24 protein-coding genes are annotated in these 25,182 nt (G+C 69.8%); 11 read left to right on the forward strand and 13 right to left on the reverse strand.

What is annotated here, in order from left to right; all coding sequences use genetic code 11:
* Positions 1-17: 17 nt before the first annotated feature.
* On the reverse strand, positions 18-797 hold the full coding sequence (locus AC0NZN_RS14790; RefSeq protein ID WP_474593079.1) for a potassium channel family protein: 780 nt from the start codon (positions 795-797) through the stop codon (positions 18-20).
* Positions 798-893: 96 nt separating this feature from the next.
* Between AC0NZN_RS14790 and AC0NZN_RS14795 the strand changes: the two genes are divergently transcribed.
* Positions 894-2,186, forward strand: coding sequence for an ion channel protein (locus tag AC0NZN_RS14795; protein WP_474593080.1), 1,293 nt, complete (start codon positions 894-896; stop codon positions 2,184-2,186).
* On the opposite strand, the gene AC0NZN_RS14800 is transcribed toward AC0NZN_RS14795, so the two are convergent.
* A complete protein-coding gene (locus AC0NZN_RS14800; protein WP_474593081.1) occupies positions 2,175-3,272 on the reverse strand; it encodes an AI-2E family transporter in 1,098 nt (365 codons plus the stop codon). The two genes, AC0NZN_RS14795 and AC0NZN_RS14800, sit on opposite strands and share 12 nt — an antisense overlap.
* Positions 3,273-3,350: 78 nt before the next feature.
* On the opposite strand from AC0NZN_RS14800, the gene AC0NZN_RS14805 reads away from it, so the two are divergent.
* On the forward strand, positions 3,351-4,748 hold the full coding sequence (locus tag AC0NZN_RS14805) for a DUF2252 domain-containing protein (RefSeq protein ID WP_474593082.1): 1,398 nt from the start codon (positions 3,351-3,353) through the stop codon (positions 4,746-4,748).
* An 8-nt stretch (positions 4,749-4,756) separates the two neighbouring features.
* On the opposite strand, the gene AC0NZN_RS14810 is transcribed toward AC0NZN_RS14805, so the two are convergent.
* Positions 4,757-5,845 (reverse strand): DUF998 domain-containing protein, encoded by a 1,089-nt coding sequence (locus AC0NZN_RS14810; protein ID WP_474593083.1) that lies wholly within the window; start codon positions 5,843-5,845, stop codon positions 4,757-4,759.
* A 174-nt stretch (positions 5,846-6,019) separates the two neighbouring features.
* On the opposite strand from AC0NZN_RS14810, the gene AC0NZN_RS14815 reads away from it, so the two are divergent.
* Positions 6,020-7,378, forward strand: coding sequence for a DUF2252 domain-containing protein (locus AC0NZN_RS14815; protein WP_474593084.1), 1,359 nt, complete (start codon positions 6,020-6,022; stop codon positions 7,376-7,378).
* An 81-nt stretch (positions 7,379-7,459) separates the two neighbouring features.
* Positions 7,460-7,645 (forward strand): DUF1918 domain-containing protein, encoded by a 186-nt coding sequence (locus AC0NZN_RS14820; protein ID WP_320942850.1) that lies wholly within the window; start codon positions 7,460-7,462, stop codon positions 7,643-7,645.
* Between the two features lie 36 nt (positions 7,646-7,681).
* Here AC0NZN_RS14820 and AC0NZN_RS14825 read toward each other — a convergent pair whose 3' ends face one another.
* From AC0NZN_RS14825 to AC0NZN_RS14850, 6 genes are all read right to left on the reverse strand, one after another.
* Entirely contained in the window at positions 7,682-8,152 is a 471-nt protein-coding gene (locus tag AC0NZN_RS14825) for a heat shock protein transcriptional repressor HspR (protein ID WP_474593085.1), read from the reverse strand.
* 42 nt (positions 8,153-8,194) lie between these two features.
* The gene (locus tag AC0NZN_RS14830) at positions 8,195-9,187 is read right to left on the reverse strand and encodes a DnaJ C-terminal domain-containing protein (RefSeq protein ID WP_474593086.1); all 993 of its coding nucleotides are present in this window, start codon (positions 9,185-9,187) and stop codon (positions 8,195-8,197) included.
* Positions 9,188-9,195: 8 nt separating this feature from the next.
* Positions 9,196-9,822, reverse strand: coding sequence for a nucleotide exchange factor GrpE (locus AC0NZN_RS14835; protein WP_474593087.1), 627 nt, complete (start codon positions 9,820-9,822; stop codon positions 9,196-9,198).
* 2 nt (positions 9,823-9,824) lie between these two features.
* Positions 9,825-11,693: a molecular chaperone DnaK gene (gene dnaK / locus AC0NZN_RS14840; protein ID WP_474593088.1), complete on the reverse strand. Its 1,869-nt coding sequence runs from the start codon at positions 11,691-11,693 to the stop codon at positions 9,825-9,827.
* Between the two features lie 373 nt (positions 11,694-12,066).
* The gene (locus tag AC0NZN_RS14845; RefSeq protein ID WP_474593089.1) at positions 12,067-12,714 is read right to left on the reverse strand and encodes a response regulator; all 648 of its coding nucleotides are present in this window, start codon (positions 12,712-12,714) and stop codon (positions 12,067-12,069) included.
* Positions 12,702-14,450, reverse strand: coding sequence for a sensor histidine kinase (locus AC0NZN_RS14850; RefSeq protein WP_474593090.1), 1,749 nt, complete (start codon positions 14,448-14,450; stop codon positions 12,702-12,704). The genes AC0NZN_RS14845 and AC0NZN_RS14850 overlap by 13 nt, the downstream gene beginning before the upstream one ends.
* A gap of 125 nt (positions 14,451-14,575) precedes the next feature.
* On the opposite strand from AC0NZN_RS14850, the gene AC0NZN_RS14855 reads away from it, so the two are divergent.
* Positions 14,576-15,931 carry an MFS transporter gene (locus AC0NZN_RS14855; RefSeq protein ID WP_474593182.1) on the forward strand — a complete coding sequence of 452 codons (1,356 nt, stop codon included), beginning with the start codon at positions 14,576-14,578 and terminating at the stop codon, positions 15,929-15,931.
* On the opposite strand, the gene AC0NZN_RS14860 is transcribed toward AC0NZN_RS14855, so the two are convergent.
* Positions 15,906-16,685 (reverse strand): SDR family oxidoreductase, encoded by a 780-nt coding sequence (locus AC0NZN_RS14860; protein WP_474593091.1) that lies wholly within the window; start codon positions 16,683-16,685, stop codon positions 15,906-15,908. The two genes, AC0NZN_RS14855 and AC0NZN_RS14860, sit on opposite strands and share 26 nt — an antisense overlap.
* A gap of 271 nt (positions 16,686-16,956) precedes the next feature.
* On the opposite strand from AC0NZN_RS14860, the gene AC0NZN_RS14865 reads away from it, so the two are divergent.
* The gene (locus AC0NZN_RS14865; RefSeq protein WP_474593092.1) at positions 16,957-17,700 is read left to right on the forward strand and encodes a hypothetical protein; all 744 of its coding nucleotides are present in this window, start codon (positions 16,957-16,959) and stop codon (positions 17,698-17,700) included.
* Positions 17,701-17,745: 45 nt separating this feature from the next.
* On the forward strand, positions 17,746-19,293 hold the full coding sequence (locus AC0NZN_RS14870) for an HD domain-containing phosphohydrolase (protein WP_474593093.1): 1,548 nt from the start codon (positions 17,746-17,748) through the stop codon (positions 19,291-19,293).
* A 9-nt stretch (positions 19,294-19,302) separates the two neighbouring features.
* On the opposite strand, the gene AC0NZN_RS14875 is transcribed toward AC0NZN_RS14870, so the two are convergent.
* Positions 19,303-19,887: a MarR family winged helix-turn-helix transcriptional regulator gene (locus tag AC0NZN_RS14875; protein WP_474593094.1), complete on the reverse strand. Its 585-nt coding sequence runs from the start codon at positions 19,885-19,887 to the stop codon at positions 19,303-19,305.
* A 95-nt stretch (positions 19,888-19,982) separates the two neighbouring features.
* Here AC0NZN_RS14875 and AC0NZN_RS14880 point away from each other — a divergent pair, with 95 nt between their 5' ends.
* A complete protein-coding gene (locus AC0NZN_RS14880; protein WP_474593095.1) occupies positions 19,983-20,768 on the forward strand; it encodes a hypothetical protein in 786 nt (261 codons plus the stop codon).
* A 65-nt stretch (positions 20,769-20,833) separates the two neighbouring features.
* Positions 20,834-21,586, forward strand: coding sequence for an MBL fold metallo-hydrolase (locus AC0NZN_RS14885; protein WP_474593096.1), 753 nt, complete (start codon positions 20,834-20,836; stop codon positions 21,584-21,586).
* 41 nt (positions 21,587-21,627) lie between these two features.
* Here AC0NZN_RS14885 and AC0NZN_RS14890 read toward each other — a convergent pair whose 3' ends face one another.
* Positions 21,628-21,960 carry a hypothetical protein gene (locus AC0NZN_RS14890; RefSeq protein WP_474593097.1) on the reverse strand — a complete coding sequence of 111 codons (333 nt, stop codon included), beginning with the start codon at positions 21,958-21,960 and terminating at the stop codon, positions 21,628-21,630.
* A complete protein-coding gene (locus AC0NZN_RS14895) occupies positions 21,957-22,541 on the reverse strand; it encodes a MarR family winged helix-turn-helix transcriptional regulator (RefSeq protein WP_474593098.1) in 585 nt (194 codons plus the stop codon). Before AC0NZN_RS14895 ends, AC0NZN_RS14890 begins: the two co-directional genes overlap by 4 nt.
* Here AC0NZN_RS14895 and AC0NZN_RS14900 point away from each other — a divergent pair.
* Entirely contained in the window at positions 22,533-23,237 is a 705-nt protein-coding gene (locus AC0NZN_RS14900; RefSeq protein WP_474593099.1) for a sirohydrochlorin chelatase, read from the forward strand. The genes AC0NZN_RS14895 and AC0NZN_RS14900 overlap by 9 nt on opposite strands.
* A 72-nt stretch (positions 23,238-23,309) precedes the next feature.
* On the forward strand, positions 23,310-25,091 hold the full coding sequence (locus AC0NZN_RS14905) for an APC family permease (protein WP_474593100.1): 1,782 nt from the start codon (positions 23,310-23,312) through the stop codon (positions 25,089-25,091).
* Positions 25,092-25,182 lie beyond the last annotated feature (91 nt).

The following is a 25,182-nucleotide window of genomic DNA, read 5'->3' on the forward strand; positions in this document are numbered from 1 at the left end:
ATCGTTCTCCCGATCGCTCACGTGCCGTCGTCACTGTCCTCATCGTCGCGCGGCTCGGCGACGTCGGGGGCGCTGTGCCCCTCGTCTGAGCCCGCGCTGCCGCCGCCGCGCGCGGTAAGCGCATCCACCTTCTCGGTGAGGATGCGCACCTGCGCGCGCGTCGCCGGCTCGGCATCCTCATTGTTGCGTGACGCTCGGTCGAACACCCACGACGCCAACGTCGCGGTGATGACGCCGGCCAGCGCCACCCCTCCGAGCATCAGCCCGACCGCAACCCATCGGCCGGCACTCGTGATCGGTGTGTAGTCCCCGTACCCCGTGGTCGTGACGGTCACCACGGACCACCACAGCGCGACGTCGAACGTCGTGATGTTCGCGCCGGCGGCCGGACGCTCGGCCTCCAGAACCGCGAGGGATGCGACGTAGATGAGGATCAGCGAGGCGCCCGCTCCGTAGACGAGGAGCTGTGTGCGCAGCACGTTTCCCGCGGTCGTCCTCATCCCCGGAAAATGCGTGAGCACCCGCAGGAGCCCCACCAGCCGGAGGACCGGGATCAGCGCGAACGCGAGCGCGGCCAGATGGTTCCGAAACCACCTGGCGCGATTCCTCGCGAGGACGAGCCGCACGACGTAGTCCGCGATGAACATCGCCCACGTGACGAGGATCACCACGGTCGCGACCAAGAAAGCGACGCCGGTGAGATCGGCGATCACCCGCCATGAATAGGCGACGAGGTAGGCGAGGCTGGCAACCGTCAGCAGCCGCTCCGTGTGCTCGTGCCAGATCCGCTCATCCACAGCCGAATTCTGGCGCAGGCGCGCCGGCTGGACCGGCGGGCGCGCCGCTCGCGAACGTCCTGATCGGGTGCAACGACAGGCCGGTATCTTTCAGTCATGACCGCCGAAGCCACCGCACCGCCGCCCGCGCTCAGCATCCGTCAGCTCCTTCTGATGTCGATTCCCGCACTGCTGATCGGCGTCATCTCCGCGCTCGCGCTCGCGTTCGTCGACCGGGTCGCGGGTCTGCTGCACGATGTGCTGTGGACGAACGCTCCGGCCGCCTTCGGGATCAGCGGCGACGCGCCATGGTGGATCTTCCTCGTCCTCACCGTGACGGGCATCGCAGTGGGCCTCGTCGTCTGGCTCATGCCGGGTCACGCCGGCCCCGACTCGGCCACGACCGAGCTCGTCGCCCCACCGCTGAAGCTCCGCGTGCTGCCCGGGCTGCTGCTCGCGGTCATCCTGTCGCTGGCGGGCGGCGTCAGCCTCGGGCCTGAGAACCCGATCGTCGCCATCAACATCGCCCTGGCGGTCGCATTCGCGGCGCGGCTCGCGAAGGCAGCACCGACCCCGATCATCGCCGCGATGGCCGCCTCCGGCACGATCGGTGCGCTCTTCGGGACGCCTGTGGCCGCCGCGCTGGTGTTCACGGGGATGGCCGCAGGATTCAAGATGGGAGGATCGCTGTGGGATCGCCTCTTCCTACCGCTCGTCGCCGCCGGCGCCGGTTCGGTGACCACCTACCTGCTCGGTGACAGCTTCGGCGCCGCCTACACCGGCACGCCCTACGGTGCGCCTCAGCCCTTCGATCTGCTCACGGGCTCGGTCGTCGCCTGCGCTTCCGCGGCGATCGGGCTCATCGCCGTGTACCTCTTCCCGCTCGCCCACCGCCTGTTCCATGCGCTGCGTCACCCCCTGCTCTTCATCACCGCCGGCGGCATCGTGCTGGGACTGCTCGGCATGCTCGGCGGCCCGCTCACCCTCTTCAAAGGCCTCGAACAGAGTGACGAGCTGCTGAAGGACCCCTCCGCATACAGCACCGGGCAGCTGACGCTGTTCCTCGTGGTGAAACTGCTTGCACTCGTCGTCGCCGCATCCGCCGGCTTCCGCGGCGGCCGGATCTTCCCGGCGGTGTTCATCGGGGTCACGGCGGGGCTTCTCGGGCACGCGTTGCTTCCCGGGCTGCCCGCCAGCCTCTCGATCGCCTGCGGCGTGCTGGGTGTCGTCCTCACGATCTCCCGCGACGGGTGGATCGCGATCTTCGTCGGGGTGGCGATCGTGGGCGATATCACCGTCCTGCCCATGCTCTGCATCATCGTGCTGCCGGCATGGCTCGTCGTCACGAAGGCGCGCGAGATGCTCATCACGCCGAAGGATCTCGCGCGGGAGAAGGGGTCAAGGGTCTGACGGCTGCGTACCGCGCGCAGGTACCGCGGATCGATCGCCGGACAGCCATCGCAGCCACAGTGCGCCCGGGTCGCCCTCGAGCACGAGCGCCCGGACGAACAGCGTCAGCGGTATGGACAGAATGGCGCCGAGCGGACCGAGGACGAAGGTCCAGAAGAGGACCGAGAAGAAGCTCAGCGTGAGGCTGAGATCGACGGCGTCGCTCACGAACTTCGGCTGGACGAGCACCTGCAGCACGACGTTCACGACGCAGTAGATCGCGATCACCGCGAGGAGCATCGGCCAGCCGCCGACCACGAAGGCGAGGACCGCGGGGGGGATCAGCCCGAGGACGAACCCGATGTTCGGGATGAAGTTCGTCACGAAGGCGAGAACAGCCCAGACGATGGGCGCGGGGATGCCGAGCGCCCAGAGGGCGAGGCCGTCGATGATCGCGACGACGGCGCCGAATGACGCGTTGACGACGTAGTACCGGCGGATGCCGCGGTTGAGTCGACCGATGCGCGCCAGCACGGGTCGACGCCCGGGGCCGAAGACGCGCTCCGCATCGCGATAGCGCGCCGCATCCGCCGCCATGAAGATCACGTACGAGACGACGAAGAACAGCGCCGTCGCGGTCGCGATGACGGTGCCCCCGAGGCTCGAAGCCAGGCTGAGGACGGCCTTCGGATCCAGGACGGATGCCGCGGCATCCGTCGCCCTCTTATCGAGCCCTGCGGACTGCAGCCAGGCGAGGAACTCATCGAGCGAGGCGCGAAGTGTCGTGAGGTACTGGCCGACGAGGTGGACGAACTGCACGCCCGCCACCCACAGCAGCAGGCCCATCACGACCAGCACGAGGTAGGCGACCACGATGACGGCCGTCGTGCCGACCCAGCGCCGCCGGCCTTGCCGGTCGAACGGACGCCGCACAGGCTGGCAGATGACGACCAGCACGATCGCCAGCGCAAGAGGCCCCACGAGGCTGCGGGCGACGTAGACGCCGGCGAGCACGACGACCGCAGCCGACAGTCCGATCAACGTGCGCAGGCTCGGAGAGAGCATGCCGGCAGGTGCGGGCGGTGGCGGCGGCGTGGCGCGGGTCACGGCGTCAGGCTATCGAAGTCACGGTGAGATCGACGTGGGGCTCTCGATGTGATCCGTGAGCAGTGCCACACTGGGGCCATGTCAACACCAGTCGTGCGACCGCTGGCGGAGAACTGGATGGCTCCGCCCTCACTTCAGGAGCTCCTCGACGAGGGCCGTGCGATCCGCGCGATCGAGCGTCGGGAATCGCTCGCCGTGCTCGACACGACCGGCCGCGACCCGATGGGAATCCTCGACGAGCAGGACTCGGTGCGCGTGCCCGAGCTCGTGCCGATCCGCACCGAGCGGATGGCAGCCAGCCCGTTCGCCTTCTACCGCGGGACGGCCGCACTCATGGCCGCGGACCTCGCCCGGTCCTCCGACGACCGTCTGCTCGTCGGGTCGTGCGGCGATGCGCACGTGGCGAACTTCGGGCTGTACGCATCCCCGCAGCGCACGCTCGTGTTCGACCTCAACGACTTCGACGAGGCCGCCTGGGCGCCCTGGGACTGGGACGTGAAGCGCCTCGTCACGAGCATCGTCATCGCGGGGCAGGCCGTGTCACGCAGCGAGAAGGTGATCAAGGACGCAGCTCTGGGCGCCGTGCGGACGTACGCCCGATCCCTCGCCAGCGGCGCCAAGCGTACGCCTCTCGGGCGGTACTACGACCGGTTCGATGCCGAGGCCTCGGCGCGCGCAGACGACACCGAGACGCGCGCGGCGATCGAGAACGCCATCAAGGATGCCGACAAGCGCACCGGAGAGCGGGCCGCCCGCAAGCTCACCACCACAGGCCCGGACGGCCGGCTCGTCTTCGTCGAGTCCACGCCGACCATGGCCCACATCGACGCAGCGCGCGAGGCTCAGGTGCGTCGGCTCGTGCAGGAGTACATGCTGACGACGAACATCGACATCCGCGTGCTCCTGCAGAAGTACGTGCCCTCCGATGTCGCGCTGCGCGTGGTGGGGGTGGGCAGCGTCGGGACGCGGTGCTACATCATCTCGATGCAGGACGGCGACGGCAACGTGCTGCTGCTTCAGGCCAAGGAGGCCGAGGACAGCGTGCTGATCAAGTACGGCAAGGTGCAGCAGCCCGAGGGGGTGCAGCGCTATATCGACGACAACGGCAACGGGGCGCGTGTGGTGGCGATGCAGCGCATCCTGCAGGCGGTGTCGGATCCGTTCCTCGGCCACATTCTCGGCCCGACGCTCGACGGCGCGGGGCGGCGCGCGTTCTACGTCCGCCAGTTCCATGACAAGAAGGGCGGCTTCGACGTCGACAGCCTCGAGGACTCCGCGTTCAACTGGTACGCCATGGCCTGCGCCGCGACGCTGGCACGGGCACACGGACAGTCGCCGACCGCGGCGACGGTGTCGGGCTACATCGGAGGCGGCAAGATGGTCGGCGAGGCGATCCTCGAGTGGGCGAACGCCTACGCCGAGCTGTCGCGCGCCGACTGGGAGCTTTTCCGCGCGCACCGCGGCGTGGAGAAGTAGGTCGCCGCTCAGGCCGTCGCGCGCGTGTCCTTCTGCAATGCGGAGACATTGCGCAGGAACAGGATGATCCACGAGAAGATCAGCATCGCGGCGACGAGCTCGACGGCCGTGAGCGTGTAGTAGCCGATCGCGAAGAACACGCCGAGCACCACGATCACGGCGAGGAAGACCCAGCCGAGGTAGATGAACGCGCGCTGCAGTCCGGGGATCCAGAACCGCAGCCCGACGACGAGCGCGCAGTAGGCGACCGCCATCCCGGTCGCGGCCGTGTTGTGGACGGTGAAGAACCGGTCGACGGGGAAGATGCCGACGCACGCGAGGAACACGCCGATCGCGATGAGGAGCCCGCGGACCCACCGCCGGGCCGCCCGCGACGGCGTCTCGATGCCGCGCGTCGCGTGCCGAGACAACGTGGTGACGATGACGCCGGCAAGGATCAGCGTGCTGTTGAAGGCCAGCGAGGAGATGTCGTCGGTCATGCCGAGCGCGCTGAGGTTCTCCTTCCACCAGTCCTTGTCGGACGCGGTCAGCGTGGCGGCGAGAACCCCCTCGACGAGGAACATCGCGAGGATGAATGCCAGCAGCTGCAGGTCGAGCTCGGTCGCCGCGACGCATGCGGCGTACGCGGTGAGGGCCGCCGAGACGCCCGCGAGCACGAGCGCGGGGACGGCGAAGACGTCGGCGCCGATGAATGCGTGCGAGAGGAGATTCGCCAGCAGCGTCCAGGTCAGGACCGCGATGACACCCAGCGCGACCGCGATGGCCACGACGTCGATGGTGTCGAGCACGCCGATGCGCCGACGGCGGTCGCGGACGACGAACCGCCCGAAGACGAAGGACAGGACGGCGACGATCCCCGAGGCGAGCGCCACGAACTGGCCGAGAGAGCCGCGTCCGGAGATCGGCACGGGGGCGAGGTGGAACGCGGGGATGCAGACGAGCATGGCGCCGACGAACGCGGCTGCGCCGACGACCAAGGCCAGCGCCTCACGCGAGCGCAGGCTGCCGAAGGCGGGCGCCGAGAAGACCGCCGATGCCGCACGCTCGTGCGGTGCGGCATCCTCGTTCTCCGTCGGGGATGCGGCGGTCTCGGGCATATGTCCTCCGAGCGGCCGGGACGTCTGCATCGGCGCGTTCAGGGGGCGCACCTTCAGGAGATCATAAACGAGGGATGCGGGCCTCCGCCGTACCCCTTCCGACACAGCGCGTGCGGACAGACTCTCGGCCAGGGCATGGCCGATGCATCGGATGCTGGTGCAAGGATGACGCCCATGACCGACGCGGAATCCGCCCGACCGGCGATCCCCTCCCTTGCGCAACGCCTCGCCGCCGGCAGAGCCGAACGACAGCGGACCCCTCGCGGCGACCTGGCGCAGCTGAGGACGTCGGGGCGCGATCCCCTCGGGATCCTCCAGGAGCAGGAGTCGACCCGCGTCGAGCAGGTGCTGCCCCTCCGAGCCGAGCGGATGGCCGCGAGCCCCTTCGCCTTCTACCGCGGCACAGCCGCCATCATGGCGGCCGACCTCGCCCGCGATGCGCGGACGGGGATCTCGGTCGGATCATGCGGCGACGCGCATCTCGCCAACTTCGGGTTCTATGCCTCCCCGCAGCGCACGCTGCTGTTCGACCTCAACGACTTCGACGAGGCCGCCTGGGCGCCGTGGGAGTGGGACGTGAAACGGCTCGTCACGAGCATCGTCATCGCGGGCAGAGCCACAGGCCGGAAGGACGCGGTCATCGAGATCGCCGCCCGCAGCGCCGTGGATGCCTACAGCAGACGCATCGCGCGGGCGGCGCGCATGAGCCCGCTCGATCGCTACTGGACGCACTTCGACGCCAAGGCATCGGTGCACGCGATCGCGAGATCCTCTCGCGACGTGCTGCTGCGCGCCATGCGCTCTGCACGCAAGCGGACCGGTGACCAGGCCGTGCGCCGGATGACCGAGCCGGGGCCCGACGGGCGTCTGAGGTTCGTCATCCGTCCGCCCGCGATGTTCCACCTCGATGCCGCGCTGGAAGCGGATGCCGAGGCCCGACTGCGCGCCTACGCACGCAGTGCGAACGTCGACATCCAGATGCTGCTGCTGCACTACACGGCCTCGGACACCGCCTTCCGCGCCGTCGGCGTCGGCAGCGTCGGCACCCGCTGCTACATCACAGTCCTCGAGGACGGCGACGGCAACGCGCTGCTGCTGCAGACCAAGGAGGCACAGGAGAGCGTCCTCATCCGCTACGGCCGCGCGACGCAGCCCGCCGCCGCGATCGAGCACATCGAGCGCCACGGGGAGGGCGGACGGGTCGTCGGGATGCAGCGCGTGCTGCAGGCGATCTCGGACCCTTTCCTCGGACACTCGAAGGACGAGAACGGCGAGTACTACGTTCGGCAGTTCCGCGACATGAAGGGCGGCATCGACGTCGAGAGGCTGGCGGACGGGCCCTTCACCCGTTTCGGCGAGGCCTGCGCGATCACGCTGGCGCGCGCGCACGGGCAGACGGCGAATGCAGCCCGCGTCGCAGGCTACATCGGAAAGGGCCGCGTCGTCGCCGACGCGATCGTGTCATGGGCGAACGCGTACGCCGACGTGTCCCACGGAGACTGGCAGGCATTCGTCGCCGCTCGGCGCAAGTGACCAAGGGCCCTGTCATTCCCCGGAGCTGCGCCGTACCGTGGAGGGACAGCAGACTCAGCGACGAAGCGGAGGGAGTCCGAGATGCGAGCGACGGTGGGTGACCGCATCCGTGTGCACGGCAGGGCGGTCGGGATGGCGGACCACCTCGGCGAGGTGGTCGAGATCCGCGGGACGGATGACGATCAGCTCCTCGTCATCCGCTACGACGACGGACACGAGGGCGTGCTCTCGCCGGGCGCCGACTGCGAGATCCTGCACCAGGGCTGACCGACTCCTCGGCGGCCTGCTCGGTCCGTCGACGGATCAGTCGTCGGATGCCGCGGCATCCGTTCCCCGGCCCAGTTCGCCGCGCGGCTTCTGCCAGAGGACGACGTCGCGCGTGCGGCGCACGCGCGTGCCGGACTTCAGCCGGATCACCGATCCGCTGGCCTCGGCCGCGAACACGCGGGCACCGGGACGGTTCTCGAGTTCGATCTGCACCCGCTGCTCGAGGAGCTGGACGCGGCCGTGCAGTTCGCGCACCCGCTCCTCGAGCTCGAGGATGCGGACGATGGCGGGCAGGCTCATGCCGTCGGCCGACATCCGCGCGACCTCGCGCAGCTTCGCGACGTGTCGCAGGGAGTAGCGGCGCGAGCCGCCCTGGGTGCGTGCGGGGACGACGAGCCCGAGTCGGTCGTACTGGCGGAGGGTCTGCGGATGCATCCCTGACAGCTCGGCGGCCGCCGCGATCGCGAAGATCGGCGCATCCTCGTCGATCTCGTGTCGATCTGCCACGCCCTCACCTCCTCAGATCCGTCGAGCGGGCGTCCCCATCATCTAGCCGCGCGCCTTCGCCATGAGCTCGGCGCGCGGGTTCTCCTTCGGCTCGAGCGCCTGGAAGCGCTCGAGGGCCTCGCGTGCGGCGTCGTCGAGGTGGGAGGGCACCGCAACCTGGACCTCGGCGAGCAGGTCGCCGGTGCCCTTCGACGTCGAGACGCCGCGACCCTTGACCCGCAGAACGCGTCCGGAGGGCGTGCCCGGCGCGACACGGAGCCGCACGGGATCGCCCCCCAGCGTGGGCACCTCGATCGTCGCGCCCAGCGCAGCCTCGGTGAAGGTCACCGGCACGTGCACGCGGAGGTTCAGTCCCTCGCGGGTGAAGACCGGATGCGGGCGCACCGTGACGAGCACGACGATGTCGCCGTTCTCGCCGCCGTCGGCCGACGGTCGGCCCCGGCCACGTAGCCGCACCTTCTGGCCGTCGGCGATGCCGGCCGGGATCTTCACCTTGAACGGCTTGCCGTCCTCGCCCTGCAGCGTGATGGTCTCGCCCTTGGTGGCGGTGACGAAGTCGATCGTGGTGCGGGCCGTGACGTCCGCGCCCTTCGTGGGACCGCCGAAGCCGCGGTAGCCGCCTGTCGGCTGCCCGAACCGGCCCGTGCCGAAGCCGCCGCCCTGCTGGTTGAACATCGAGAAGATGTCGTCGAAGTCGCCCGCCGTCTGGTAGCGCGAACCGCCACGGCCCTGGCCGAACATGCTGAAGACGTCCTCGAAGCCGCCGGCCCCCGGACCGCCCGCCTGGAAGCGGGCACCGGAGCCCATGGCACGGATCTGGTCGTACTCCGCGCGCTGCTCGGCATCCGACAGCACGGAGTACGCCTCGCTGATCTCCTTGAACTTCGCCTCGGCAGCCGCATCACCCGGATTGGAGTCCGGGTGATACGTGCGCGCGAGCTTGCGGTACGTCTTCTTCAGCTCTGTCGCGTCGACGTCCTTCGAGACGCCGAGGACCGCGTAGAAGTCCTTGTCGAACCAGTCCTGGCTGGCCATCGCGCCTCCTACTCGGCGGGCACCGCGACGACGACCTTCGCCGGCCGCAGCTCGACGTCGCCGAGGCGGTAACCGACCTCGACGACTTCGAGGATCGTGGTCTCGGTCGCACCCGGCGTCGGCTGCTGGAAGATCGCCTCGTGCTGCTGGGGGTCGAAGAGATCTCCCCTGGCGCCGTACGTGGAGATTCCCATGCGCTCCGCCACCGCCCGCAGCTTCTCGGCGATGGCCGCGAAGGGGCTGCCGTCGTCGAGGTCGCCGTGCTTCTCGGCCCGGTCGAGGTCGTCGAGCACCGGCAGGAGGCCCTTGGCCACCGCGCCCTGCGCGCGGGCGATCTCGACCTCGCGCTGCTCCTCGGTACGGCGACGGTAGTTCGCGTACTCGGCCTGCAGCCGCTTGAGGTCGTTGAGCAGAGCAGACTCGAGGTCGGCCAGTGCCGCGTCCTCGGCGGCGGCATCCACGTTCTGCGTCGTGCCGAGGATGTCGTCGACCGTCAGCTCGTCATCCGTCGAGGCGTCGGCGTCAGGGGACCCGTCCTGCGCGCGGGGGCCGGAGGCGTGAGCCTCCGACCCCTCGTCGCTCGGACGGACCTCGTCGTCGCCGGTGCCCGGCTCGGGGAAGTCCTTGTCCGTCATGCTTATTTCTGCTCCTCGTCGTCGACGACCTCGGCGTCGATCACGTCCTCCTCGGGATTCGGCACGGAGCCGTTGCCCGGGTCGGCGACGTTCGGGTCGGCCTCCTGGCCCTGAGCCTGCTGCGAGGCGTAGATCGCCTCGCCCAGCTTGCCCTGCGACTGGTTCAGCTTGTCGAACGCGTTCTTCACGGCGTCGTCGTCATCGCCGGCGAGCGCGGTCTTCAGCGCGTCGACGTCGCCCTGGACGTCGTTCTTGACCTCGGCCGGGAGCTTGTCCTCGTTCTCCTTGATGAGCTTCTCGATGGAGTAGGCGAGGGTCTCGGCGTGGTTGCGGGTCTCGGCGGACTCGCGGCGCTTCTTGTCCTCGGCCGCGTGCTCCTCGGCCTCGCGCACCATCCGCTCGATGTCGTCCTTCGGCAGCGACGAGCCGCCGGTGATCGTCATCGACTGCTCCTTACCCGTGCCCTTGTCCTTGGCGGACACATGCACGATGCCGTTCGCGTCGATGTCGAAGGTGACCTCGATCTGCGGGATGCCGCGGGGCGCCGGCGCGATTCCGGTGAGCTCGAACGTTCCGAGCGGCTTGTTGTCGCGCGTGAACTCGCGCTCGCCCTGGAAGACCTGGATGGCGACCGACGGCTGGTTGTCGTCGGCGGTCGTGAAGGTCTCGCTGCGCTTGGTGGGAATGGCGGTGTTGCGCTCGATGAGCTTCGTCATGATGCCACCCTTGGTCTCGATGCCGAGGCTCAGGGGGGTGACGTCGATCAGCAGCACGTCCTTGCGTTCGCCCTTGAGGACGCCGGCCTGCAGGGCGGCGCCGACGGCGACGACCTCGTCCGGGTTCACGCCCTTGTTGGGCTCCTGGCCGCCGGTCTCCTTCTTGACGAGCTCGGAGACCGCGGGCATGCGGGTCGATCCGCCGACGAGCACGACGTGGTCGATGTCGCCGACCTTGATGCCGGCCTCGCGGATGACGTCCTCGAACGGCTTCTTGGTGCGGTCGAGAAGGTCCTTGGTGAGGTCCTCGAACTTCGCGCGCGTGATCGTCTCCGACAGCGACACCGGGCCGGACTCGGTCAGCGACAGGTAGGGCAGGTTCACCGACGTCGAGCTCGACGACGAGAGCTCCTTCTTCGCCTGCTCTGCAGCCTCCTTGAGGCGCTGCAGCGCGATCTTGTCGCCCGAGACGTCGACACCCGTGGTGTCCTTGAACTGCTTGATGAGGTAGTCGACGAGCCGCTGATCCCAGTCGTCGCCGCCGAGGCGGTTGTCACCGGCGGTCGCCCGCACCTGGATCGTGGAGAAGTCGTCGTCCTTGCCCACCTCGAGGAGCGAGACGTCGAACGTTCCGCCACCGAGGTCGAAGACGAGGATGAGCTCGTCCTCCTTGCCCTTGTCGAGGCCGTAGGCGAGAGCCGCCGCGGTCGGCTCGTTGATGATGCGCAGGACGTTCAGGCCCGCGATCTCGCCGGCCTCCTTGGTGGCCTGGCGCTCGGCGTCGTTGAAGTAGGCCGGGACGGTGATGACCGCGTCGCTGACGGAGTCGCCGAGGTACTGCTCCGCATCCCGCTTCAGCTTCTGCAGGATGCGCGCCGACACCTCCTGCGGCGTGTAGGTCTTGCCGTCGATCGGCTGGGTCTTCCAGTCGGTGCCCATGTGGCGCTTGACCGACGTGATCGTGCGGTCGACGTTCGTGACCGCCTGGCGCTTGGCGGTCTCGCCGACGAGCACCTCGCCGTCCTTCGTGAACGCCACGACCGAGGGCGTCGTGCGGAAGCCTTCGGCGTTCGCGATGACCTTGGGCTCGCCGCCCTCGAGGACGCTCACGACCGAGTTCGTCGTACCGAGGTCGATTCCCACTGCACGGGGCATATGTGTTCTCTCTCCTTGACGGGGGTCGCGACGGATGCCGCGGCCCGGGGTTCTCTTTCACATCTGCTCGTCGACCCATGACATCCCGAGAAGACGGGAATCTTGAGTCGCGATGGCTCAAGCATACGCCGGGGCATTTTCGGCGTCAAGTGAAGTTGATATGAACGCACTCAAGTTTGGCTCGGAGTGCAGTAGGGACCTGGGTCCCTAGCCACCGGCGAACACGCTCCCGTAGCGTCCCGAATGTCTCCGCGCCATCGGCGCAGACGCGCATCCGAAGAGCTCGACGCCACGCTGGGGAGCGTCGTCAAGACGGGCCCGGATGCATGGGACGGGATGGGGGCGGGCTGGGCGCCCCTTCCCGGTCCTTTCTTCAGGCGTCGAGGTAGCGGACGACGGCCTGCACGCGCCGGTGAGACTCGGCATCCGCCGTCAAACCGAGAGCGTCATAGATGCGCGACACGTGCTGCACGACCGCCTTCTCGGTGAGGAACAGGCGGGTGGCGATGCTGGCGTTGCTGAGTCCCTCGGCGACGAGCGCGAGCACCTCCTGCTGTCGGGGAGTCAGCGCCCCCACTGCGGAGTCGGCGTTGCGCGCCCGGCCCATCATGACCGCGACGACGTCGGGATCCAGGGCCGTGCCGCCGGCGGCGACCCGCTCCAGGTCGGCGAGGAACGTGTCGATGTCGGCGATCCGCTGCTTGAGGAGATAGCCGACGCGCTCGACGCCGTCGGCGAGCAGCTCGCGCGCGTAGCGGCGCTGCACGTGCTGCGACAGCACGACGACCGCCGTGCTCGGATCGGTGCGGCGGATCTCCAGCGCGGCGACGAGCCCCTCGTCGGTGCACGTCGGCGGCATGCGGATGTCGGTGACGACGAGATCGGGATGCAGCCGCCCGACCGCGGCGATCAGGCCCTCGGCATCCGTCGCCGATGCGACCACCTCATGACCGGCGTCGGCGAGCACGAGCTCGAGTCCTCGGCGGATGAGAGCCTCGTCCTCGGCGATCACGATGCGCACGGCAGCTCCGCTCTGAGGGTCGTGCCCGTCCCGGGCATGCTGTGGATCCGGAGGGTGCCGCCGACGGCGTCGACTCGGTCGGCGAGACCTCGCAGCCCCGTGCCGCGGTCGATCGCGGCGGTGCCGACGCCGTCGTCGGCGATCTCGATGCGCAGCACCCCCTCGGAGCTGCCGAGCCGCACCCGTGCGGCGCTCGCCCGGGAGTGCTTGACGATGTTCGTCAGGCCCTCCGAGATCACGTGGTACGCGGTGTATTCGATCGCCGGGCCGAAGGCCGCGCCGTCTGTGCTGTCATCCAGCACGGTCGCGATCGGCATGCGATCCACGAGGTCCTCGGCGGCGGCCGTGATCCCCCGCTCGATCAGCGCAGCGGGCACGAGGTCGTGGACGAAGGCACGCAGATCGGCCGCGGCGGCGTCGATGTCGGCACGCAGGCGCAGCGCGCGCTCGGGCACGGCGGATGCAGGAGCTGAAGCGATCCGGTGGGCTTCGAGCGCCAGCATCACGAGCTTCGCCTGCAGGCCGTCGTGCAGATCGCCCGCAATACGCCGGCGCTCTCGGTCTGCGGCCTCGACGATGCGCTCGCGCGACTCCACGAGCGCCTGACGGCTGGCGAGCAGCTCGGCGGTGAGCTGCTCGCTCTCGACCGCGATCGCCACGACGTTGCCGGCGCGCTCCACGAGGTCCGCGTCGCCCTTGAGCGCCGAGTCGTACGAGAACCCGCCGATCGTCCGGCCGTCGCGCTCGATCACATGCCACGCGCGCGTCGGCGACGTCGGCGGCTCGATGACCTGGCCGTCGTCGCCGATGAACTGCCCACGCTCGGCGACCCACACACCCAGCCGCAGCGTGGGATCGCCGAGGGCGGTCGCGAGCAGTGCCTCGATCGACAAGCTCGTCCGGGTCGTGCTGCCGAGCCACGTCGACAGCTCCTCGAGCTCGCTCGTGCGGGCGAAGCCGCCACGCAGGATGGCGATCGCGAGCACGAGCGGGATGCCGGCGAGCAGCGCGAGCTGGATCACCGTGCGGACGAGCGGGTCGAAGCCGAGCAGGTCGACCCCGATCAGGCTGGAGAGCGGGGTGTAGAGCACCGTGATGATGCCGTAGACGTAGAGCGGGATGAGGACGCGACGCTGGGGTCCTGCCGCCCGGCTCAGCCGGGCCGCCAGCACGATGGCCGCGGCGCTCATGACGACAAAGCCCGCGATGTCCTGCACTCGCTCCGACGCCTGCACCATCGACGGCGCGTCGGCGACCGCGAACGGCGGGTAGGGCCCCTGCGGGTCGAGCAGATAGCGGGGCGCCTGCAGCACGAGCGAGACGACGTAGCAGGCGACGACGATCCAGAACGCCGGCCGCGTCAGCCGTCCCGACGGGAACGCCAGCAGGAGGTGCAGCGTCGCCGCCAGCGCCACGCTCGCGAAGATCGCGCCGAGCGCCTGCAGCAGCGGAATCGTGGCGTTGCCGAGCAGCCCCAGGTAGATCGCGACGCCGGCGATCACGATGAGGAAGCCGATGGGGTTGCTCGGGCGGCGGCGCCACGCGATGACCCCGCCCGCGATGTAGGCCCAGAAGATCAGGGGCAGGCACGCGAGGATGAGCCCGACCGGGCTGTCGTTCACCGGCATGACCGCGTACTGGAACACGCCGAGCAGCACTGCGGCGACCCCGATGACGACCAGTGCTCGATCGAGGGAACGCCGCAGCGCGAACCGCACGCGGGGAACAGGCCTCATGAGCCTCCATTGTGGCCTGCGCGCGGTAGCCTGAGCGCGCGCCGTGACGAAGCGGGCGGCATCCTCCTTCGAAGAGCATGGATGCGGGGCACGGGCGTTCACGAAAGGGCTGTGGCTTGAGCGACATGGACTCGATCGCGGCAGGCTCCTCAGCCCCCCATGCGCCCGCGAGCGCCGTGGCGCCGGGCCGGGGCAAGGTGCTCGCGTGGGGGCTGTGGGACTGGGGCTCCGCCGCGTTCAACGCCGTCGCGACCACCTTCGTCTTCACGCGGTACATCACGAGCGACTCGTTCGGCTCGAACGCGTCGACGAGCGCCGCCGTCGGATTCGCCCTGGGCGCCGCCGGACTTCTCGTGGCCATCACCGCGCCGGTCACCGGGCAGCGAACGGATGCGTCGGCACGGCGCAAGCTGTGGCTCGCCGTCAACACGGTGATCGTCGTCGTGATGCTGGCCCTGATGGCCTTCGTGCAGCCCGACCCGGCGTTCTTCTGGTTCGGGATCGCGCTGCTCGCTGTCGGCACCGTCTTCTACGAGCTGGCGAGCGTCAACTACAACGCGATGCTGTCGCAGGTGTCCACGCCGCGGAACGTCGGCAAGGTGTCCGGCTTCGGCTGGAGCATGGGGTACTTCGGCGGCATCGTGCTCCTGCTGATCCTCCTGATCCTGTTCATCCCGCCGTTCGGCATCCTGGGCCTCGACAGCGCGACGGGCGTCCGCATCGCGATGGCCGCAGCAGCCGTGTGGTTCCTGCTCTCGGCCCTCCCGGTGCTGATCGCGGTGCCGGAGAACCGCCCGGACGGCGATCCGGTGAAGGTCGGCATCGGCGCGTCGTACATGAAGCTCTTCCGCGACATCGCGCGGCTCTGGCGCGAGGCGAGGCACACGGTCTACTTCCTCATCGCGAGCGCCGTCTTCCGCGACGGCCTCACCGGCGTCTTCACCTTCGGCGGCGTCCTGGCCGCCGGCACCTTCGGCTTCTCTGCGAGCGAGGTCATCCTCTTCGGAATCGCGGCGAACATCGTCGCCGGCATCGCGACCGTGTCCAGCGGCGCGCTGGACGACCGGTTCGGCGCGAAGCCGCTCATCGTCGTCTCGCTCGTGGGACTCATCGTCTGCGGGACGGCCGTGTTCCTCCTGCACGGCGGCGGCCAGACGATGTTCTGGATCTTCGGGCTGCTGCTGTGCCTGTTCGTGGGCCCCGCGCAGTCGGCCTCCCGCACGTTCCTCGCCCGGATCATCCCGCCCGGCCGCGAGGGCGAGGTCTTCGGCCTCTACGCGACCACCGGTCGAGCGGCGACCTTCATCGCGCCGACGCTCTTCGGCATCTTCGTCGCCCTCGGCGGCGCGCAGTACTGGGGGATCCTCGCGATCGTCCTCGTGCTGCTCATCGGGCTGCTGCTCCTGCTGCCGGTGAAGGCGCCGCAGCCCGTGCCGAAGGTCTCGTCGCCTGCCGCTACCAGACCGAGTCGCCGCGCATGACGGCATCCGAGCCGCCGTCGATGTAGATGATCTGGCCGCACAGGTGCGCGTTCTCCTCGCTCGTGAGCCAGACGAGGAGTTCCGCCGCGTCACGGGGCTTGAAGAAGCCGTTCAGGGGCATGGGAACGATCTGGGAGAGCTGCTGGCGGCCCTCCTCGCTGGCGGTGAGGTCGGCCGTCATCGGAGTGAGCACCACACCGGGGGCAATGGCGTTGAGCGGGATCGAGGCGCCCGCCCATTCCGGACGAGGGGCGTTTCGACGCACCCAGCGCGAGAGCGCGCGCTTCGCGGTGCCATAGATGAGCGCGCCCGTGTCCGCGTTCTCCGCGAGCTCGACGGCTCGCGCAAGAGCCGTCGGCTCGTCGTGCTCGAGCAGAGCATCGAGAAGCGTCTGATCCGGCGGGAAGAGAGCGGCCATCGAAGACACGAGAACGGCACGGGGAGCGCTGGAATCGGCGAGCATCGGCCGAAGGCCTTCGAGAGTCGCCACCGCCCCGTAGTAGTTCACCGAGACCGTTGCCGGTGTCGGCGTGGCAATCCCCGCGATCGCGAGGACGGCGTCGATGCGCCCTCCCGACGCATCGCGGACCTGGTCGACCAGCCGGCCGCGACCCTCGGCCGTGCCGAGGTCCACGCAGACATCCGCGTTCGCCACGTCGACGCCGATGACTCGATGCCCGCGCTCGACGAGCAGCTCCGCTGTCGCCTTGCCTATGCCGCTTGCGGACCCGGTGACCACATACGTACGGACCATGAGACTCCTCGTTTCGATCTGTTGCCGTGTGGAAGGCCGACGGAACCCTGAGCTGGTCGCGACCTCACCCTGGGAATCGAGCGCCCCGATGACTGATCCTGGCCAGCTGCCCGGTCGGGGGTTGGGCCAGAAGTCCCATGAGTCGGGACGCCTGCGGGCGGGCGCTCGCTCCTGCCGGCGCGGGATGTCGTCCGCACCCCACGGAGATCGGCCGGTCGAATTGAGGCGGATGCCCCATGCCCCCGCGCGGTGAGGCGACGAGAGTCGGGACATGAGCACGCAGGTCACACCCGCATCCGCCGCCGAGGACGCGACACGACACCCCGACCTTCCGGACGGCATCGAGGAACGATTCACCGGGTTCGGCGTCATGGGCATCGCCTTCGACAGCGGGCACTACCTCGCCCTGCGCGTGTGGACCGAGACCACGATCGGCGACCCGTACCGGTCCGTGTGGCACCGCGACCCGCACGGCCGCTGGCACATGTACGTGACGGCGGCGCCCGAGCGGAGCTGTCCGCGCTACTTCAGCTCCGCCGCATCCTTCGAGCGCGTTCCCGCGATCGAGCTGACCTGGACGGATGCGCATCGCCTGCGCGTGCGCATCCCGCGCACTCTCGCGTGGGACATCGCCCTCCAGGCGACGCCCGCCACGCGGATGATGACGAGGGTGGCGGGCGCCATGCCGGCGGCCGCGCGCAGCAGCGACCCGCTGCTGGCCGCCATGGGGCCCATGTCGCGCCCGATGCTGCGGGCGGGACGGATGCGGCTCGCCGGCGCCGCGCCGAACCGGCAGCACTTCCAGGTGGTTCCGCTGCGGGTGTGGTCGGTCGCCTCGAGCACGGCGACTCTCGCGGGGGCGGATCTGGGGTCGGCGCATCCGCTCGACGAGCAGTCCCGGCTGGGCGATTTCTGGATGCCGCAGCGCGGGATCTTCTACGTCGGCGAGGCGCGGTTCGCGTCGTTCGACCCGATCCGTCACCTCGCCCCCGAGGTTCGGGCCGACGCTCCGTGAGCGCGGGACCTGGATGCGGCGCATCCGATCGTCCACAATGGCGCCGTGGGCGCGTCAGCCATGAAGGCTCCGACGCGGGCCGAGATGCTCGCGGCGCTGTCGATCGCGATCGACCTCGGGCTCGGCCAGCCGGCCGAGCACATGCTGCGGGCCGCGATCCTCGCGAGCAGGCTCGCCGGCCGCCTCGGGCTGTCCGCGCAGCAGCGGGGCGCCACCTACTACTCGACGCTGCTCATGTGGATCGGCTGCACCGCCGACTCGCAGGAGTACGCCCGCTGGTTCGGCGACGACATCGCCGTGCGCGGTGCGTCGTACCTCGTCGACTGGTCGGGGCTGCCGTTCCTGCGGTTCCTCGTCGACCACGTCGCCGAGGGCGAGCCGGTCACGCGGCGCGTCGCGACGCTCGCCGGGATGATGACGGATGCACGTGGCAACCTCGGCCGCCTGCTGCACTCGCACTGCCTGTCGGCGTCGCTGCTGGCTGCGCGACTGGGTCTGCCGCGCGAGGTTCAGGATGCCGTCGCCTGCGCTTTCGAGCGGTACGACGGCCGGGGGCTCCCGCAGGGGCTGTCCGGGGATCGGATTCCGATCGAGATGCGGATCGCGCAGCTCGCCGGCACCGCCGAAGTGCACGACCGGCTCGGCGGCGCCGACGCCGCCCTCGCGATGGCGCAGAGCAGGCGGGGCCGTCAGTTCGACCCGGTGATCGTCGACGCATTCGTCGGGGATGCCGCGGCCCTGCTGGACATCCCGCATGGCTCCGACGCGTGGACGGCGGCGATCGACTGCGCGCCGGACCGCGATGTGGTGCTGCACGGCGAGGCCCTCGAGGAGACGCTCGCCGCGATCGGCGACTTCGTCGACCTCAAGTGCCCGTTCATGCTCGGGCACTCGCGCGGGGTGGCGACGCTGGCCGGATCGGCGGCTCTCGCGATGGGCATGTCGGCGGCGGAGGCGTCGACCCTGCGGCGGGCGGCCTACCTGCACGACATCGGACGGCTCGGCGTCTCGAACCTCATCTGGTCGAAAGCGGGCCCCCTCGACGACGCCGACTGGGAGCGGGTGCGGATGCACCCGTACCTCGGCGGCCGCGTGCTCTCCCGGGTTCCGGGGATGGATGCCGAGGCCGCCCTGGTCCGCGCCCATCACGAGCGGCCCGACGGCAGCGGCTACCCCGCCGGCAGCCGCGGCACGAGCCTCACACGCGCCGATCGGCTGCTCGCCGCGGCCGTCGCCTTTCGCTCGGCGATCGAGCCGCGGCCCTACCGGGAGGCGCTGGAGCCCTCGGCTGCGCTCGAGCGCCTTCAGCGGCGCGCAACGGAGGGACGACTGGATGCGGAGGCCGTCGCGGCGGTCGCCGCCACCGTGGGTGGCGCCTCGTCGCGGCCGGCCGCGCCGGCCGGTCTCACTCCGCGCGAGGCGGAGGTCCTGACGCTCGTGGCTCAAGGCCGGACGAACCGGCAGATCGCGGCATCCCTCTCGATCAGCGAGAAGACCGTGCGCAACCACGTCGAGCACACCTACGCCAAGATCGGCGTGAGCAACCGGGTCGGCGCGAGCCTGTTCGCGATCGACCACGGATTCCTGCGGTGAGCCGTCCCGTCAGCGGGTGTTGGAGGGGTTGCCGGGCCAGGCGTCTGCCAGCTTCGTGAGCAGGCGGGCCAGCTCCGCCCGCTCGGCGTCGGTGAAGTCCGTGAGGGCGGCGGCGACGGCATCCGTCCGCTGCCCCAGGAAGCCGCCCACGAGACGCTCCCCCTCCGTCGTGAGGGCGATGCGCGTGCGGCGCGCGTCGTCGGGGTCGGCTTCCCGGCGCACGAGTCCCATCTCGACGGCCTGCTGCACGAGCCGTGACGCGCGGGGCTGATCCACGCCGATCGCGTCGCCGAGCTCGCTCACCGAGAGGGGACTGGATGCCTTGGCCAGCGCCTCCAGCAGACGGAACCGGGCCGGGCCGCCGAAGCGGCCGTGCATGGCGCCGGCCCAGGGCGGCGGCTGGTGGCCGTGCGGGCCGCCGGGCCAGCCGTGGTCGTGCGGGCCGTGCTCATGCATGCCGGGGCCTCCCCGCATGCCGGGCCAGGGCTGATCCGACGGACGAAGAGGCATGACCGGGCCACCGGGAAACGGCATCCGGCGGCCGCGCAGGCGCGCGAGCGCGTTCGCGATGCGGTCGATGTCGGAGTCGCTCATACCCCGACGATACATGCGACTTGACATGGATCCCAGATGCATGTCACACTGCATGTACATGCCAGATGACATGTACTTCATCGAGAGGAGTTCTCATGACGGAGAACGAAAACACGGAATGGACGCCGTCGCTGCGCGACTGGCTCCGCATCGCAGACTTCCAGGTCGCCCAGTCGTTCGGTGCCGCATTCGCGGCGGAGGGGCTGTCGCGACGCGACGGGATGCTGCTGCGCCGACTGGCGAAAGGCCCCCTGACCACCGATCGCGACAAGAAGCTGCGATCGCTGGAAGACCGCGGCTGGGCCCACCAGCGGGGCGACGGCACGTGGGAGCTCACCGAGGACGGCCGCGCGGCCGCCGACCGGCTCACCCAGCGGCTCGACGAGCTGCACGCCACGATGCGCGACGCGGTCGGGCAGGAGCAGTACGAGGCTCTGGCGTCGTCGCTCGAGGGCGTCTCGCGCGCGCTCGGGTGGGACGAGAAGGCCGGGGTTCCCGGGCGCGGCTTCGGCCGGCCAGGGTTCGGTCCCGGGTTCGGTCCCGCGTTCGGTCCCGGGTTCCGGGGTGCCGGATTCGGCCCCGGTTTCGGGCCTTGGAGCGGTCGCCGAGGCTTCGGTCCCGGATTCGGCCCCGGGTTCGGTCCCGAGTCCGCCGGTGGCTGGGGGCATGGTCACGGACCGTGGGAGCAGGGTCGCGGACCCTGGCAGCACCACGGACATCACGGACATCCCGGCCACCGCGGAGCCGAGTGCGGGCATGGCCCCCACGGCCAGGACGCGCACGAGCACGAGCATCACGGGGACGAGCACGCCGACGGCGGTGCCGAGGCGGCGTACGAGCGCGGCTTCGCAGCCGGGTTCGCGGCACGCCAGAGCGCGTAACGGCGATGTGAGAGGCCCGCGACGGAGACGTCGCGGGCCTCTTCTTCGTGCTCTACCGTGAGCGCGTGAGCGTTCCGCAGCAGGTGGCACCCGGCATCCACGTCGCCACGAGCCGGAAGATGCTGACGACGTCGACCGTCCTCGCCCGGGGCGGCGAGGCGTTCCTCGTCGACCCCGCCTGGATGCCCGACGAGCTCGCCGCCCTGGCCTCCTTCGTGGCCGGGCTGCGTGTGGTCGGCGGCTTCGCCACCCACGCGCACCACGACCATCTGCTCTGGCATCCGGGATTCGGGGATGCTCCGCGGTGGGCTTCCGCGCAGACCGCCGCGTTGGCGCGCACCGAGCGGGCTTCGCTGGTGGAAGGACTCGGCGCCGGGTTCCCGCATCCCCTCGTCGACCTCATGGGGAGGGTGGATGCCGTGGCCGACGGCATCCCCGAATCCGCGGGCTTCGAGATCGAGCTCATCGTGCACGACGGGCACGCGCCGGGGCACACCGCGCTGTGGCTGCCGCGCGAGCGCGTGCTGATCGCGGGCGACATGCTGAGCGACGTCGAGCTTCCGCTGCCGTTCGATCCGGATGACGTGCCGGCCTATCGCGCCGCGCTCGACGTGCTGGCGCCCTACGCCGCGCGCGCGGCTGTCGTGATCCCGGGGCATGGGCATGTGGGCACCGATGCCCTCGCGCGCCTGGATGCCGACCGGCGCTATCTCGAGGATGTGCTCCGGCACGGCTCGTCCGATGACCCGCGCCGGGCGAACGCCGGGATGGATGCCGAGTACCGCCGGCTGCTGCGCACGATCGGCGACGCAGGGTAGCTCGACGCCCTCGAAGGAGGCTCACACACCAGAGGCGGGCCTCAGGCGAGCTCGGGGATCACCTGCTCCTCGAGAACCGTGATCGAACCCCACGCGAGGTGATGGTGATTCTGCACGAGGGCGACCGCGTCGCGGCGGGATTCCGCACGGATGCGGGACATCCCGACGACATCGCTGCCACCGTCGACGACGCCATCCGCCGTCACGGTGATCGGCGTGCCCAGGGGCCGACCGACATCGAGCAGCTGATCGCCCAGGAGTTCGCTCCACGCGGCCCAGAGCGTGAGCCCGGTCTGAGCCTCCGCGGGGGTCGCCGACGCGAACCGCGCGGACACCTCCTGCGGCGCGTGGTACAGCACGACGTAGGTGTTCATGAGGTACTCCTCTCACTCAGCACGACTCCGACCGCCGGTTTCCCGACCCCGCCGCCGGAAGCATCGGCCAGGTCGGCCTGGATGCAGTCGCCGACCCGGTCGAGCGCCGCCGTCGCGAGGCGGAGGTCGTCGGCATCCACCAGGGCGGCCATGTGCTCCGCCCAGCGATCGTAACGATCGACGATGTCGGCCAGCGCCCTCGCTCCTGCCGAAGTGATCGCCACCTGACGCGCCCGCCGATCTGCGGGATCGTCGACATAGGCGACCAGGCCGTCGGCTTCGAGCGCGTCAGCCACCCGCTGGACGCTCTGGCGCGCGAGCCCGAGCTCCCGGGCCATCTGCGCGACGGTCCGAGGCGCGTCGTCCGCTCGTCCCAGCACCTGCCAGCGCGCGCTGGACTGCCCGGAAGGAGCCGTCAGCCGTTCACCGTTGCGCATCAAGAGGCCGTTCACGCGGAACACCGCCAGCGACAGCGCCCACAGGTCATCTCGCTTCCCGGCCATGCGGACATCGTTCCATATTGACAGCATGCTGTCAATATGGAACGCGCCCTGCTGCGGAAGAATGAGCGGATGCCGCACCCCGCACTGCTCGCGATCTCGCACGGAACGGCGTCCCCGGAGGGGCAGGCGTCCATCCAGGCGCTCGTCGACGCGGTCGCACGACGCCTGCCGGAGGTCACCGTGCGGCTGGGGCACGTCGACGTTCAGCAGCCGGATGTCGCGGCATCCCTCGGCGAACTCACCGACGGGCCGGTGGTCATCGTGCCGCTCCTCCTGTCGGCCGGCTACCACGTCCGCATCGACCTCCGCGAGCAGAGCGCGCACCGTGACGACATCACGATCACGCCCGCCCTCGGCCCCGACCCTCGACTCGCCGACGTCCTCGCCGAGCGGCTCCGGGAGGTCGAGCCCGCCCCGCACGCCGTCGTCCTCGCGGTGGCCGGCTCCAGCGACGAGCGCGCCAACGACGACTGCCGCATCGTCGCCCGGATGCTCGGCGAGAAGCTCGGGCGCGATGTTCAGGTCGGATTCCTCGCGGCCGCCGAGCCGCGGCTCGGCGCCGCGGTGGACGCCGCGGTCGCGGTGTCGCCGGACACGGTCGTGGCGGACTACCTGCTCGCGCCCGGCTACTTCCACGACCTGGCGACGCGCGAGGCGCACGGCCGGCCCGTCGCGCGCCCGCTGCTGACGCCCGACACGGAGCCCGCGGCATCCCTCGTCGACATCGTCGTCGAGCTCTATCAGGACGCCGCAGACCCCTCCCGTTCGCGCTGACCCGCGGATAGAATTCGGCATCGCCACCCTCCGGTCCACCCGAGACCGATGCGTCGCAGAGCGGAGTTCGTCATGAGCAGCATGCAGGGTTCCCCGACACAGAACGTCGAGACCAAGGGTCTCAAGGACGGCGCACTCGGCCTGGTGTCGAGCGTCGTGGTGGGCATCGCCTCCACCGCCCCGGCGTACAGCCTGGCCGCCAGCCTCGGGTTCATCGTCGCGAGCGGCGGAGCACTCCTGGCCGGCGTGAAGGCGCCCGGCATCGTGCTCCTGGCGTTCGTCCCGATGTACCTCATCGCGGTCGCCTACCAGGAGCTCAACAAGGCCGAACCGGACTGCGGCACGACCTTCACGTGGGCGACACGCGCCTTCGGCCCGATCACCGGGTGGATGGGAGGTTGGGGGATCATCATCGCGGACGTCATCGTGATGTCGAATCTGGCGCAGATCGCCGGCCAGTACTCCTTCACCTTCGTCGGCGGGTTCGGGCTCCCCGCGGTGGGCGACCTCGCGAATAATCCGACGGCTGTCACGATCGCGGGACTCGTCTGGATCGCGCTCATGACGTGGATCTGCTACCGCGGAATCGAGATCTCCGCACGCCTGCAGTACGTCCTCCTCGGCTTCGAGGTGATCATCCTCATCTTCTTCGCGACGTTCGCGCTCGTGAAGGTCTACACGGGCAACGCCGAGCCGTACTCCCTCATCCCGCAGCTCAGCTGGTTCAACCCGTTCACGCTCGACTTCGGCCAGGTCATCGCACCCGCGCTCCTGACCGCGATCTTCATCTACTGGGGCTGGGACACCGCCGTCTCCGTGAACGAGGAGACGAAGGACCCCGGCAAGACGCCCGGACGCGCCGCGGTCATCAGCACCGTCCTGCTCCTGCTCACGTATGCGCTCGTCACCGTGGCAGCGGTCGCCTTCGCGGGGGTCGGCACGAAGGGGGTCGGGCTCGGCAATCCCGACAACGCCAACGACGTCTTCTCCGCGATCGCACCCGCACTGTTCGGCAGCGGACCCATCGGATCCATCCTGATCACCGCGCTCGCGTTCTCGATCCTGACCTCCGCCGCGGCCTCCACACAGACCACGATCCTGCCGACCGCGCGCACGTCGTTGTCGATGGCCGTGTACAAGGCGATCCCCGAGAGATTCGCCCGCATCCACCCCCGGTTCCTCACCCCCACCTGGTCGACGATCGGCATGGGCGTCATCTCGGCCGTTTTCTACCTCATCTTCACGGCGATCAGCGTCAATCTCCTGAACGCGCTCATCGGCTCCATCGGCCTCATGATCGCCTTCTACTACGGCCTCACCGGATTCGCCTGCGTGTGGTACTACCGGCGGTTGCTGTTCACGGGCGCGCGCTCCCTGATCATGCGCGGCCTGTTCCCGCTCCTCGGCGGCCTCATGCTCACGGCGGTCTTCATCTACGGGCTCATCCAGTTCGCCGCACCGGACTGGCTCACCGACGACAACGGCAACAACGTCACGATATTCGGCATCGGCGCGGAAGCGGTGGTCGGTGTGGGCGGAATCCTCATCGGCTTCGTGCTGATGGGCGTGTGGTGGATCGTCAAGCCCGACTTCTTCCGCGGAAGGACTCTGCCGAGGCAGTCGGCGGACCTCGTGCTGACGGCCGAGGGAACCATGAAGGACTTCGGACTGCCGGACTCCCCGCACGAGGCGCTCGTGATCGCCCCCGACTTCTCGAACCTGCCCGCGGGCCACGAGCCGCTGAACGCCGCGACGCTCGAGCCCGTCGAGACGCCGGACGAGCTTCCGCCGGCCGCCTCCCCCACCCCGCTCCAACGCGAGGCGGACGGGTCGACGGACGACGGCCGACACTAGATCGTCGAACAATAACTGGACGTTATGGAATACATGCGTCAAGTTCATGTCTCCGCGTTACGTCGCGTTCCGTGACATGACACGCGAGATG

This window comes from Microbacterium sp. sgz311019, assembly GCF_056135325.1.

What these genes read in the sequence shown, in the direction of transcription:
- AC0NZN_RS14795 (WP_474593080.1), top strand. Translation starts at nt 894, where the DNA reads ATGACCGCCGAAGCCACCGCACCGCCGCCCGCGCTCAGCATCCGTCAG.
- AC0NZN_RS14805 (WP_474593082.1), top strand. Translation starts at nt 3,351, where the DNA reads ATGTCAACACCAGTCGTGCGACCGCTGGCGGAGAACTGGATGGCTCCG.
- AC0NZN_RS14810 (WP_474593083.1), bottom strand. Translation starts at nt 5,845, where the DNA reads ATGCCCGAGACCGCCGCATCCCCGACGGAGAACGAGGATGCCGCACCG.
- AC0NZN_RS14815 (WP_474593084.1), top strand. Translation starts at nt 6,020, where the DNA reads ATGACCGACGCGGAATCCGCCCGACCGGCGATCCCCTCCCTTGCGCAA.
- AC0NZN_RS14820 (WP_320942850.1), top strand. Translation starts at nt 7,460, where the DNA reads ATGCGAGCGACGGTGGGTGACCGCATCCGTGTGCACGGCAGGGCGGTC.
- AC0NZN_RS14830 (WP_474593086.1), bottom strand. Translation starts at nt 9,187, where the DNA reads ATGGCCAGCCAGGACTGGTTCGACAAGGACTTCTACGCGGTCCTCGGC.
- AC0NZN_RS14835 (WP_474593087.1), bottom strand. Translation starts at nt 9,822, where the DNA reads ATGACGGACAAGGACTTCCCCGAGCCGGGCACCGGCGACGACGAGGTC.
- dnaK (WP_474593088.1), bottom strand. Translation starts at nt 11,693, where the DNA reads ATGCCCCGTGCAGTGGGAATCGACCTCGGTACGACGAACTCGGTCGTG.
- AC0NZN_RS14850 (WP_474593090.1), bottom strand. Translation starts at nt 14,450, where the DNA reads ATGAGGCCTGTTCCCCGCGTGCGGTTCGCGCTGCGGCGTTCCCTCGAT.
- AC0NZN_RS14855 (WP_474593182.1), top strand. Translation starts at nt 14,576, where the DNA reads ATGGACTCGATCGCGGCAGGCTCCTCAGCCCCCCATGCGCCCGCGAGC.
- AC0NZN_RS14860 (WP_474593091.1), bottom strand. Translation starts at nt 16,685, where the DNA reads ATGGTCCGTACGTATGTGGTCACCGGGTCCGCAAGCGGCATAGGCAAG.
- AC0NZN_RS14865 (WP_474593092.1), top strand. Translation starts at nt 16,957, where the DNA reads ATGAGCACGCAGGTCACACCCGCATCCGCCGCCGAGGACGCGACACGA.
- AC0NZN_RS14875 (WP_474593094.1), bottom strand. Translation starts at nt 19,887, where the DNA reads ATGAGCGACTCCGACATCGACCGCATCGCGAACGCGCTCGCGCGCCTG.
- AC0NZN_RS14880 (WP_474593095.1), top strand. Translation starts at nt 19,983, where the DNA reads ATGACGGAGAACGAAAACACGGAATGGACGCCGTCGCTGCGCGACTGG.
- AC0NZN_RS14890 (WP_474593097.1), bottom strand. Translation starts at nt 21,960, where the DNA reads ATGAACACCTACGTCGTGCTGTACCACGCGCCGCAGGAGGTGTCCGCG.
- AC0NZN_RS14900 (WP_474593099.1), top strand. Translation starts at nt 22,533, where the DNA reads ATGCCGCACCCCGCACTGCTCGCGATCTCGCACGGAACGGCGTCCCCG.
- AC0NZN_RS14905 (WP_474593100.1), top strand. Translation starts at nt 23,310, where the DNA reads ATGAGCAGCATGCAGGGTTCCCCGACACAGAACGTCGAGACCAAGGGT.